Annotated in this window: 11 protein-coding genes and 1 riboswitch; all 11 genes read right to left on the bottom strand. The window is 29.0% G+C overall.

The genetic code is table 11. The features are described 5' to 3' along the window. Positions 1–5: 5 nt before the first annotated feature. Positions 6–836 (bottom strand): energy-coupling factor transporter transmembrane component T family protein, encoded by an 831-nt coding sequence (locus ACJDT4_RS18775; protein WP_406789153.1) that lies wholly within the window; start codon positions 834–836, stop codon positions 6–8. 2 nt (positions 837–838) lie between these two features. Next, positions 839–2,545, bottom strand: a complete 1,707-nt coding sequence (locus tag ACJDT4_RS18770) for an ABC transporter ATP-binding protein (protein WP_406789125.1) — start codon at positions 2,543–2,545, stop codon at positions 839–841. A gap of 95 nt (positions 2,546–2,640) precedes the next feature. Next, positions 2,641–3,198 (bottom strand): ECF-type riboflavin transporter substrate-binding protein, encoded by a 558-nt coding sequence (locus tag ACJDT4_RS18765; protein WP_406789124.1) that lies wholly within the window; start codon positions 3,196–3,198, stop codon positions 2,641–2,643. A gap of 74 nt (positions 3,199–3,272) precedes the next feature. After that, positions 3,273–3,373: riboswitch (SAM riboswitch) on the bottom strand. A 53-nt stretch (positions 3,374–3,426) separates the two neighbouring features. Beyond that, a complete protein-coding gene (locus ACJDT4_RS18760; RefSeq protein ID WP_406789123.1) occupies positions 3,427–4,512 on the bottom strand; it encodes an ABC transporter permease in 1,086 nt (361 codons plus the stop codon). 3 nt (positions 4,513–4,515) lie between these two features. Further along, positions 4,516–5,661 carry an ABC transporter permease gene (locus ACJDT4_RS18755; protein WP_406789122.1) on the bottom strand — a complete coding sequence of 382 codons (1,146 nt, stop codon included), beginning with the start codon at positions 5,659–5,661 and terminating at the stop codon, positions 4,516–4,518. A gap of 19 nt (positions 5,662–5,680) precedes the next feature. Beyond that, positions 5,681–6,622, bottom strand: coding sequence for an ABC transporter ATP-binding protein (locus ACJDT4_RS18750; protein ID WP_406789121.1), 942 nt, complete (start codon positions 6,620–6,622; stop codon positions 5,681–5,683). A gap of 73 nt (positions 6,623–6,695) precedes the next feature. Continuing rightward, positions 6,696–7,352, bottom strand: a complete 657-nt coding sequence (locus tag ACJDT4_RS18745; RefSeq protein ID WP_406789120.1) for a response regulator transcription factor — start codon at positions 7,350–7,352, stop codon at positions 6,696–6,698. Further along, the gene (locus tag ACJDT4_RS18740; RefSeq protein ID WP_406789119.1) at positions 7,339–8,523 is read right to left on the bottom strand and encodes a sensor histidine kinase; all 1,185 of its coding nucleotides are present in this window, start codon (positions 8,521–8,523) and stop codon (positions 7,339–7,341) included. The genes ACJDT4_RS18745 and ACJDT4_RS18740 overlap by 14 nt, the downstream gene beginning before the upstream one ends. A gap of 455 nt (positions 8,524–8,978) precedes the next feature. After that, the gene (locus ACJDT4_RS18735) at positions 8,979–10,496 is read right to left on the bottom strand and encodes a WG repeat-containing protein (RefSeq protein ID WP_406789118.1); all 1,518 of its coding nucleotides are present in this window, start codon (positions 10,494–10,496) and stop codon (positions 8,979–8,981) included. Positions 10,497–10,656: 160 nt separating this feature from the next. Next, complete coding sequence (locus tag ACJDT4_RS18730; protein WP_406789117.1) at positions 10,657–11,409, bottom strand: hypothetical protein; 753 nt, start codon at positions 11,407–11,409, stop codon at positions 10,657–10,659. A gap of 7 nt (positions 11,410–11,416) precedes the next feature. Continuing rightward, the gene (gene abc-f, locus ACJDT4_RS18725; protein WP_406789116.1) at positions 11,417–13,120 is read right to left on the bottom strand and encodes a ribosomal protection-like ABC-F family protein; all 1,704 of its coding nucleotides are present in this window, start codon (positions 13,118–13,120) and stop codon (positions 11,417–11,419) included. Positions 13,121–13,197: the final 77 nt, after the last annotated feature.

Here is a 13,197-nt window from a genome sequence, read left to right as displayed (position 1 = left end):
TGCATCTATATAAACGGATTAAAATATCTGGTTCCTCTATGTAAATTTAGACCAAGCGAAATAGCAAACAAAATAACGCCAACAGCAATTATTAAAAAATCATTCTTTTTAAACTTTCTTTCCTTGTACCAAGTACGCTTTTTATTATTTCCAAAAGCTCTAAGTTCCATGGCACAGCTAATAGTTTCTATCCTATCAAGACTTGAAAATATTAAAGGCATAAGTATAGAAATAGCATTTTTTATTCTTCTCGTAAATTTTTCTTTAGAAGACATATCTATTCCTCTAGCTTGCTGTGCAAATGATATATCATGATATTCTCCTTGAATTTCTGGTATATATCTCAAAGTAAGTGAAACTGCATATGCAATTGAATAACCAACTCCTATTTTATTTAACGAGGCAGCAAACTCACTTGGATCTGTAGTTACAATAAATAAAAGTGCCATAGGTAAGGTTACAAAATACTTAATTGCAATATTAAATTGATAAAATAACTGTTCCTTTGTAAAATAATAACTTCCTGCTATATGAAGCAGATTATGTCTGGTTCCATATATTTTCACACCTTGATAAGGCGCAAATGCAAAAATAAGTATGGTATTTATAACTAAAAAGAAAAGTATAAAATATATTACAAAAGACACATCCTTAAATCTTATTTTCGAAAATCTAAATGCAATTCCGCCTACTATAACAAGAGCTACTAAAAGCCTTGTATCATATGTAATCATAGATGCTGCTACCCAGAATATAAAAAATATTAACTTTGCAGCACCAGTAAATCTATGTATTGGAGTATCTTTTTTTATATAAGATAACATAGCGTTATTCATGCTCATATTTTTCTATTCCCCCTATCATAATCTATAAATGCTTTCACAAAACTTTTAGGCTTATCCATATTTAACTTAATTGCTAACTCAAATATAGAGGTTGTCTTAAGATTTGCAGCTTCTATTACTTCACTATTAGTCAAAACATTTATAGCTGTATCATCAGCAATTTTACTTCCTTTAGAAAAAACTATAGCATGCTGTGTATATTCAAGCATTAAATGCATATCATGAGTAATCATAACAATAGTAACACCCTTTTTATTAAGTTCAACCAAAAAATCCATTATCTCTGTATAATGCTTAAAATCTTGTCCCGCTGTTGGCTCATCCAAAATTATAAGTTCAGGATTCATGACCAATATAGATGCTATTGTAACTCTTTTTTTCTGACCAAAACTAAGCGCTGATATGGGCCATTTTCTAAATTCATATAGACCACAGATTTTTAAAACTTCATTGACTTTTTTTGTTATTTCTTCTTTTGGAACCATCTTTATTGCTAAAGCAAATGCAACCTCATCAAACACCATTACCTTTGAAATCATTTGATTAGGATTTTGCATAACCATGCCTATGTACGAAGAACGTTCTTTAATTGTATCTTTGGCTATATCTCTTCCATTAAACAGTATACTTCCCGACTGAGGTTTATGAAGTCCACATATTATTTTAGATATAGTTGATTTTCCCGCTCCGTTTTTTCCAACTATACTCACCATTTCACCTTTTTTTATTTTAAATGATACATCTCTAAGCGTTGCCTTTTCAGAAGTATATCCAAAAGAAATATTTTTAAGTTCCAAAATCGTGTTGCCATTTTCCTCTTCATTATTATATGGTAATCCTTCATACCAATTGATTACCTTATCCCTGCAATTTTTAAGTTTTATAGTATTAATATGCTCAGGCTGCATGTCACCAGTAATATCACACCCCGCATACTTTAAAGCTGTTATGTATAAAGGCTCTCTTATTCCACAAGCCTGTAAAATATTTGAGCACAAAAGCTCACCTGGAGTCATATCCGCAGCAACTTCTCCATCATTTATAACAATTATTCTATCTACATCTGAACTTAAAACATCCTCAAGTCTATGTTCTATTATAATTATAGTTTTATTCTCTTTTTTTTGCAGATCATCTATTAATTTAACTGCATTTTTACCTGACAGCGGATCTAAATTTGCAAGTGGTTCATCAAATAAAAGTATATTAACTTCATTTACCATTACGCCTGCAAGGGTAACTCGCTGCTTTTGTCCACCTGAAAGCTTTTGTGGCGACGAATCTATAAATTCCTTCATATCAACTATACTAGAAACTTTAGAAACTCTTTCTATCATCTCTTTTTGAGGAACGCAGTCATTTTCAAGTTTAAAAGCTATATCCTCTGCAGCAGTAAGTCCTATAAATTGGCTATCAGGATCTTGAAGTACAGTACCACAATATTTTGATATTTCTGGTATACTCATCTCTTTCGTCTCATGCCCCATTACTTTTAAGCTTCCAGTTATTTTTCCTTTATAATGAAAGGGTGAAAGACCATTAATGCAATTAGTTATTGTACTTTTCCCTGATCCAGATGGTCCGACTATTAAAACTTTTTCTCCTTCATATATAGTAAGATTTATATTTTTTAATGTTGGCTTCGCCTGAACTTTATACTGAAATCCAAAATTCTCGAATTCAATTACCTTTTTTCTCACTTATATCACCTACCTAGTTATGTGCAAAAAAAACAAGTGCCTTTATTATAATATCACATTTAAAGACACTTATTTAACTGTTTCACTAATTTTATTTACTCTTCTTTATTCAAACTTCCAGTCTTTGTCCTAGTTTTAGCATAAGTAAATAGTAGTATTGTACCTATTATTCCTACTGTAATCATATTTGCGACACCTGCTGCAATTCCTTGAATGAAAACTTTATTTACTGGCTCGCCATACATCACTATATCTAAAGTTGGTGCTACTAAAAACCATGCAATTGCATTTCCAATAACTTGTATAACATTAAATATAATTGCTTGTTTAAACCCAAATAAACCTTCTTCAATATTTATTTTTCTAGCTGCAATTCCTACTATTGCTCCAAATATTCCTGAAGATAGCTCCCAACTAAACCAAATCTGTCCATAAAAAATAGAATCTTTTAATACATGTCCTATTAGTCCTATAAATAAGCCTGCAATTGGTCCAAATATAACAGACATAATTGATAAAAATGCATAGGTTGTTTCTATATTAGTATTCGGAATACCAGATGGGATAGAACCAAAACGTCCTAATATTATAAACACTGCTGCTCCAATACCTATAGCAACAACCGTTCTAATTGGTAATTTACTTTTTTCCATATTTATCCCTCCATTATAAAAAAATAAAAACTGCAATTCAATAAGAAAAGCAGTTTTTTTAACAAATTTACATTTTCTTATCTTGCAAATTATTTTGCAGGAATTAACACCATACACTAAACATGCTGGTTGTCGGGTTTCACAGGGCCAGTCCCTCCGCCACTCTCGATAAGATTTATTTAATACTCATTAAGTATATCATTTTTTTAACTTATGTCAAATCTATCCTTATTCGCTCTTGGCAATTGCTGAATATTTAACGCTTCCCGCAGTAAAAAACGCTAGTGCAATAAGTATTAAAATAATGGTATTAGGAAAGATTCTAAAATTTTTAATGCTATCCATAGCCCAATAAAAAGGTGTAATTTTCATAAGGATTTCACCTAAAGGGAATTTGCCTTTCTCACTTATCCCTATAAAATAGATAGTAAGCATTAATAGGTTTATTAACACTACTATAAGTGCTCCCATTTGAAATTGTTCAGACATTCGTGACGCCATTATTGCTGTAGCTATAGATATCATACTTATTAAAATTATATTTAAAACTTCAAATGCAAAGCTTTGAAAACCATATTTAAAAACTAAATTTATTACAAAAAGGGAGCCTATAGAGGCTGCAGATTGAACTATTACCATTGATAGATATATACTGCCTAATATACTATACTCATTATTTGCTGTAGAAGAAACTCTCTCTAATATTTTCTCCTTCTTAAGACTTATTAAATCTTTACCAAACAAGGTTGAGTTAATAATCATAAGATACATAATGTTTAATACAGGAAAAAGTTTATCCTCTCCTATTGATTTATCGGTTTTTTTGTAATCAATATGTATAATATTCTTTTCTATTTCACTTTCATCTTTAATAATATTGCTTTCCTCTAAAACATTAACCTTCATAATTTCTTTTATACTATTTTTTAATCTATTTTCAAATTCATTGTTAATATTTCCAGCTTGAAGCTTATAAACATTAACTACAGGTTTTAATTTTTCATTAGCGCTTTTAGAAAAATCAGCTGGCAGCTCGTATACAGCTGTATATTTATTATTTTTTAAGTCTTCTAAAGCTTCAATCTTATTTTTATAAGTCTTACCTATTTTTAATTCTTTAATAAGCTTATTGCCATATGCACCTCTATCTAAATTGATTACTGCAATTTTACCATTAGAAGTTTCGCTTTTATTATCTCCAGTAAAATACACAAAGCCTGTAAGAAGTATTGGCACAAAAAACATGAACACAATATTTTTATTATTCTTAAAGTATCTTTTACAATTAGCTAGTAAAACCATAATAAAACTCATATACTAAGCAGTCTCCCATCTAATTTTTATCTTAAAAAGAGCTATAATATAAATAACTATAGAAAAAATAATCATGTAAGCTAAATTTTTTTCTATACTGCTAAAAGAATTAAAAAGCATGCATTTTTTATACGTATCCGGTACTATATTTAAAAAAGCAAGTTTAGATACTTTTATATAAAGCCCATTAGAAACCTCCTGAATTGGAACAAAGGTTTCTCCAAAAAATGTTTGAAAAAAAAGCAAAGCTGTAAGAATAGGTATTGAAAATTCATCGTTAAAAAAGGCTATAATAAATCCTGAAAAGCTTGTTATTAGTAAACTTTGACAAATAAGTACAACTGCTAAATTTATAAAATTACACCCTCTAAAAGCAAAACCAGTTACAATAAGTGTCAATATATATACAGCTCCAAAAATTATGCTGTACTCAAAATAACATATTAATGTTGTATTAAATAATTTTTCTTTCCTCATAGGCATAGCCATAAGCCTTTTAAATATACCATCTTTTTTCTCTTTCTTATAAGAAGCGGCTATGTTTACAGCTATTGCTACAATAATATAACTAATTAGAGTAGCACTTAAGGTTTCATAGGAATTTAAAGTCTTTTTAGATTTTACAAATTTGCTTTTAAGTATTTTTTGAGAATATATATTATTTAAAGCAGCGTTTATTTTCTTCTTATTTTCTGCGCTTAATAAGTCCATGTTATTTGAAATAATCTTATTTTCAGTAATAATTTTTCCATAACTACTTATGATACTGTTAATGGTATCTTTATCATCTTGTAGTACATTAAATTTTCCACTAACTGTTATCGTAACACTGCCGAGCTTAGTTATTTTTTCTTCATACCCCTTTGGTATTTTAATAGTGATTTCTCCATTTTTAACTATCTTAACTATCTTATTTATATCCGAATTTTGAAAAATTTCTTTGAACTCTGCAGACCCTCTGCTATGATCTTCATCAATTATAGTTATATTAATTTTATCAATTTGGGTTTTAGGACTATATATATCTTTATAAAAATACCCAAGACAACTAACAATCAGAACAGGAAAAACAGCATATGCTAATAGTATCTGTTTCCAACTTGCAACTACTCCCTTAAGGGCTATAATAATATTACTCTTAATTGACATATATTTCATCCTCGTACATCTAATCTCTTAAATTTTTACCTGTAATGGCCAAAAAAACCTCTTCCAAAGAAGCCTCTTCGAGATTAAAACTTTTTATTTTTTTATTTTCTTTTGAAAAAAGCAAAAGCAGCTCCTCTATTTTAAATTTACTTTCATCCATAAATATCTTAATTTCTTCGTTTTCAAAAAAAACATCTTTTATACCACTTAACTCCTTTAATCTTAACAATAACTGGTCATTAAAATCACTTACCTTTAGTCTTATAGTCCCATGTACACTTGCCATAGCTTTAATTTCTGATTTTGAACCATAAGCAACTTCATTTCCTAAATCAAGGATAAATATATTATTACATAGAGTTTCAACCTCCTCCATATAATGCGAAGTATAAATTATCGTGGTTCCATCCTCTTTATTTATTCTTCTTATAAATTCAAATATACAATTTCTTGACTGTGGATCTACCCCTACTGTAGGCTCATCCATTATTAAAATTTTAGGCTTATGCATAATTGCTACTGCAAGATTGAGTCTTCTTTTCATTCCTCCAGAAAACTTTTTTACCTTATCCCTTTTTCTCTCTGTAAGTCCAGTTACAGAAAGTGCCATATTGATTCTATCCTTTAAAAGTTTTCCAGAAAGTCCATAATATGCTCCAAAATACATTAAATTATCATATGCTGAAAACGCATCCATAATAGCAAGCTCTTGAGGAACAAGGCCTATCATATTTTTTGCTTCTACAATATCATTCAAAATCGAATATCCACCAAGTTTTACATCTCCACTATTAGGTTTTATAATTCCAGACATTATATTAATCAAGGTTGATTTTCCTGCGCCATTAGGTCCTATAAGACCAAATATATCACCTGATTTAACATGAAAAGAAATATTATCTAAAATAAGCTTATCATTAAAACGTTTAGTAATATTATCAACCTTAACCTCGTTGTTCATAGTATCCACCTCATATATATCTTACAAAATATCAGCATATTTTTATAGTGCACATGGTAACTAAAAAAATTACTTAAGTAACTATATTGTTTTTAAATGCAAAAATTGTAAGTTGAGTTCTATCTCTAAGCTCAAGTTTCGAAAGTATTGCACTTATGTTATTTTTTATAGTTCCCTCCGTTAAATAAAGCTTTTCTCCTATTTCTTTATTAGAAAAACCATTTGCAACTTCCTTTATTATACTAATTTCCTTTTCACTCAAATCATAGGATTTTTTTATTTTATCTATTGAGCTTTTTTGGCTATACTCTACATTTTCACTTATAATTTTTGAAGCAACCTCTGGATTAATAACTACATTTCCTTTCATACATGCCTTTATTCCCTCATAAATAAGGTCATAATCACTATCCTTTAATATATAGCCTGATGCACCATATTTTAATGCCTCATGAATATATTGAACATCATTAAATGTAGTTAATATAAGTATTTTTATATCTTTAAATTCTTTTTTTATAAGCTTAGTTCCCATAACACCATCACTTTTAGGCATTCTTATATCCATTAAAACCACATCAGGGCTACTTTTTCTACACTCCTTAAGAGCTTCTTCACCATTATGTGCCGTACCAACAACCGTTATGTCTTCATAAGTCTCAAGTATAATTTTAAGACCATCCACAACTAATTTTTCATCGTCCACCAATAAAACCTTAATTGCCTTCATTTAAATCCCCCTCATTGTATATCTTAAGCTTCTCTTGTTTCTCCAACTCAATTCTTACTAAAAAGCCATGTCCCCTTTTGCTGTTATATTCAAAGTTTCCTCCTAAAGCTTTTATTCTCTCCTTCATACTTTTCATTCCAACTCCTTCTAAAAGCTTGTCACATCCAATTCCATTATCCTTTAAAGTTACAACAATACTTTTTTTAGTATATGCCATCATAATATGTATAATAGTAGCTTTTCCATGTCTGACGCTGTTAGATAAGAATTCTTGAATTATTCTGTATATAACAAAGGATTGATCTGAATTAAGGGACCATTTTTCCTTTGTAAAGGATAACCTAACATCTACTCCAGTCATCTTTTTAAAATTATTTATAAGTTCTTGTATATTTAAAATACCTTCAAATTCCTCAAATTCCTTAGGTTTAATTTCTCTAACTGCCATTCTAACCTCATCCAGGCTCTTCTGAGTGAACTTTCTTAAATTTTTAGTTATATTCTCTGCTGCAGCTGGATCCTTACTTATCATTTTTTCCACTGCACCAAGCTGTATTACCATTGTAGAAAGGGCATGTCCAACACTGTCATGTATTTCTCTAGATATTCTATTTCTTTCTCTAAGCGTTGTTATTTCTTCAATTGAAGCTGCATATAGTTCAAGTTCCTTATTTGCTTTTTTTAGCTTTTCTTCTGATATTTTAAGTCTATCATAAAGATCCTGTGCTTTAAGCTTTCTTTCTTTTTCGTCTTTAGCAAAATAAAGAACAGCTACAACTAATATTGTTACTCCTAAATTAATTCCTCTATTCTCTATGCTGTAATTTAAAGAAAATACTATTCCTTCAATAATTATTATAGTATCAAATATTATAGCTTCCTTTTTATTAAATATTACATTACTATCAATAGCAAGCAAAATAAGATAGGCGAAAAGAAAACCTCCTATCCAAAAGTTTGCAGCAATAGTAAGAATAATTTCTAATATAAAAGACAAAATTTTATAAAAATGTTTTTCTAATGAGAAAAATCGAAGCTGACTATTAATAATAAATACAAGTATGAAAATGAACATCGAACTAGTCAAGTTTTTCTGCGACATTACCATTCCAACTATAATAAAGAAAATAGTAATATATCTTATGATAACAAAGTGCTTATTATTATCCATTTAATTATAATTCCTCCAGCAATAATATAATGATATTATAACATACATCAAATGCAAAGTAACAATGCTTCGCTCCCACGGTAGTGCAAGGAAAAAATTCCTCCGTACCTACGGAATTTTGAACTTAAACTTATGCATCTATTAATTTTTATAGCATATTTTCTTGATATCTTTCATTATAAAAATAGTTTTAATTTAATTGATTAACTATACTTCTAGCGTATTTTTCGTAGAGAAGCGGAGAAAAATTTTCATTTCCTTTCATGTTCAAGTGAAGTAACAGTATTAAAGGAATGATTTAAATAAAATTTTATAAATATTAGAGTCTAAATCATAAAATTTTCAGACCTTTCAATCTGTCTGAGCCAAAGGCAAGTTATTAAAAGGTCTTAGAATTTTAAAATTTAGACTCTTAGATTTATTAATTTTATTTAATATTCCAAAATACTGTTACCTCACTCTTGCCAAACTATCTTTCCTGTTTTATCAATGTAAGCATCTTTACCTTTATAGGTTACCATTGCTAAACCATTTTCAAAATCGCCAATACTATCGAAGGAGGAATCTGGCTGAAGAACCTTTTTACCAGTTTTATCTATATAATAACTATTTCCTTCACCCTTGACATATACTCTTGCCAATCCTTCCTTAAATTCTCCTACATATTCTGCATCAACACTAAATTCATTTCCTGTAGCAGTATCTAAGCATACATACTCATTATTAGCTCTGAGTATTGCCATTCCTTCTGAAATCCTTGGCGCAAAATAATCATATTTGGCATCTGATATTACTTTCCCCTTTTCATCTACAATACCCATTGAATATGAGGCACCTGATTTTTTCTTAAAATATGAGGCAAAGCCATTTTCAAAAAACAAATCCTGAGCTTCCATAGCGCTGCTAACAGGCATATCAGAATTACTAAATACAGTATTTCCATCTACGTCTATATATTTGTAGCCATTTTCACCTTGGCCAACTAAAATTAGGCTATCACTTACAAACATCTTAAAATTACTATCTAGTTTAATTTTATAGTTACCTAATTTATCAATAACTCCAAACTTTCCATCTTTTACAACTGCAGCATAATCTCCGTTAAAGTTGTATTGAAACTGGAAGCCTTCACCCCCGCCACCTTCAGTGTAAGCATCAAATTGTGGCTGTATAACTACTTTTCCAGTTTTATCAATAAAACCATACTTATCATTATCACCCTTCACTGCTGCAAGACCATTATTAAAGTCTCCTGCTTCCTTAAATTGTGGCTCAATTACAACCTTTCCATTAACATCTATAAATACAATTTTATTGTTTATTTTAGCCCTTGATAGTCCATCACTAAAGCCATAGATATAATCATATTTAGGCTCTAAAATAATATTTCCTGCTTTATCTATTAGTCCATACTTAGAACCTAATGATACAATTATAGGATTATTATCATCTGCATTAATTGAATAATCGTTATTATTACTTAGTTTTATATAATTATATTTAGGTTGTACCACTAACTTACCACTTGAATCTATAAGTCCAGCTTTATAATTACTAGAATATATACGATGTAATGCTGTACTCGCTTCTACTGATTTTTGTATACTAAAATGCATTGATTTTGTGTCCTTTAATTTTTCTCCTTTATTATTATGTACTTTATTATTTAAGATCAAAGTATAATTTTCACCTGATTTATAGCCACCTTCTGGTGGATTTATTAATATACTCTTGTCATCACTGCCTATGGCAATACTTATACTTACATTGTCCCCCTTGCTATCTTGCACTACAATTCCTTGCTTAGTTAAATCGTCCAAAGCAATGCTGTGACTAAAAGTTATTTTCCATGCCTTATTAGCAGAAACAACTTGCCCATCTGTAATTCCTACTGCATATGCAGCTTTTCCAATAAATATTGTTGCTGCTATTCCTACCATGCATATATACATTCTTATCTTTTTGTTAACCAATTGTAACGCCCCCTTATTTACTCTATATATATTAATTATACCAGTTATTCGACATTATTAATATATTATTTTCTATAATCGACACGTTAGCGTTTGTATTTGTATATAATTTTGCATTGCTCTTGAATTATATTAAAATCACCAAGTAAATATGAATTTTTTAAATATATCTTTTTAAAATATCTTGGTGTAAATTACAATATTCAATTCCCTTTTTCATAAAATTTTCTATAGAATTATTCTTGTAAAGTTTTCTCATTTCTTCTATCATGTTTTTATTTTCTATTACTATGCCATAAAAACATTCATAGGCTGGCTTTTCTAATGAGCAAAACTTTTTAATTTTATCATCCCTTAAAATTGGATCTATTGCAATTTCACTAAAAATCCAAACTACATTAGGATGTTCAAAAGTTTCACTTTTATAATCCTGAAAAACCTTTTTCCAACAATCAAACCAAATAAAATGCGTAATCTCATGTATACAATTTGCAATATTTTGTTTTGAATTTAATATATAGTAAGTATCAAATTCACCTTCATCCAAATGTCTTGGACATATAGGATTAATTCCAACTCTTACTTTAACTTCATCCATAATATTATTGGTGTTATAGAGAAAAATTTCACTAAAACAATTTATAATTTCACTACCACATTCATCCCATCCATTCTGATATTCACTAACCTTTTCACTCAATATACCTTCTTCTTTATCATATATTTCTTTAATTTTATTTCTTATATAGTTTTCTTTTTCAGTACTATTCAAATTTTTAATTTCACCTAAAATAATAGATGGATAAACTTCGCAAATATATTCTTGAAATTCTTCCATTGCACCATCACCAAAAAATTCTGAAATTGATTTACAAGTATATTCAATTGAGGCTATTTCAAATTTTAATTTCATAAACTCACTACTTTCTATTTCTTAATTTATTTAATTCACGAGATTTTTCAATAAATTCACCAGTTAACCTTTGTTTTTCATCTGGATCTAATACCCTATCAATTTTTAAATTTATGGAAGTCACCTCATATTCAAGCATTCTTATTTTATCTTTTATTTCTCTATCATCTTTATTTAGATCTTTTTGTTTTACTTTTGATAAATAATAATCATAATCCCCGTCAAATTTAAATATTCTTTTTTCCTTAAGCTCAAATATTTTATTTGCTACCCTTTTTATAAAGTATCTATCATGTGATACAACTAAAATTGTCCCTTGATATTCCATCATCACCTCTTCGATTTTTTCACAAGACACTATATCCATGTAATTTGTAGGTTCATCAAGAATTAGAAGCTGTGCTCCAGATAAAATTAATTTTGCAAAGGCAACTCTGCTTCGCTCACCAAGGCTCAAATCATTAATTTTTTTAAAAACCTCTTCTCCCTTAAACATTAAACACGCGAGTAGGAGCCTTGCATCATTTTTAGTTACACCTATTTTTAATACTTCATCAAGAATTGTATTATTACGTATCATATCTTCAAATTCCTGCGATAAATATCCTATTTTTACAGATGGATTTACGCTTATTTCACCATCATAAACCTTGTCTAATCCCATTATCATTTTTACAAGAGTACTTTTTCCAGTTCCATTTTCTCCTATTAAAGCTATTTTATCTCCTCTTTCAACTTCAAAGGTTTCATTTTTTAATATTAATTTTTCTTCAAATTTCTTACTAAGATTATTTACCTTTATAAGATATTTTGCTGTCTTCATATTAATTGTATTTTTGTTTATTATATTAAAAGCAGCTGACACATCCTCCTTAGGCTTATCTATTGCATTTTTTTTAAGCTTTTCTAGTTCTCTTTTCTTTGACTTTACAGTATTCATTTGTTTTTTTGATTTTGCTCTATAAAAATCATTTTGCCCTGCAGCATTATGTGCACTATTAAACCAGGCTGTTCTTTCTTCAATAGTCTTTTCTAAACTTTCCATTTTATCTTGCTGATTTTCATATTTTCTAGTTTGTGTTTTAATTTTTATATCCTTTTGCTTAACATAATCCGTATAATTTCCTTCATACACCTGCAGACCTTTATCTGTAAGTTCCCATATTTTATTAACTACATCATCTAAAAAATATCTATCATGTGATATAACAACAATTGTTTTATTTAATTTTCTTAAATAACCTTCAAGCCACTCACAAGTTTTCATATCAAGATGATTTGTTGGTTCATCTAAAAATAAGAAATCAAAATCGCCGCATAGTGCATTTATTAACTTTATTTTTGTCTTTTCCCCTCCACTTAAGCTTTCAAACTTCTCATTTAAAACTTCCTCCTCTAAACCAAGTTCATTTAGCAGCTTCCTAGTTTCTAATCCTAATTTATTATCTGATAAAATTTCACTTACTAATTTATTTTCCGATGCGTAAATATCCTGCATGGCATACTTTATCTTTATATTTGAAGGTTCTCTTCTAACTACTCCCGAATCACATTTTTCTTTATTAGCTATAATCTTCATAAGCGTTGATTTCCCCACACCATTTATACCTACAATTCCTATTTTGTCTTCTTCATTTATACTTCCCTGCAAATTTTCAAATACTTTTTGCTCCAAATAACTTTTACTTAATTCTTTAAAATATATTCTCAAAATACCATCTCCTTAATTTTGGGTATAAAAAAAAACAGCTAAACCGCTGCTTCACAATTTAATAACTATATATCCAT

It is taken from the genome of Clostridium neuense (assembly GCF_045310695.1).
GTDB lineage: Bacteria > Bacillota > Clostridia > Clostridiales > Clostridiaceae > Clostridium_S > Clostridium_S neuense.
This window is presented reverse-complemented; position numbering and strand designations above follow the sequence as displayed.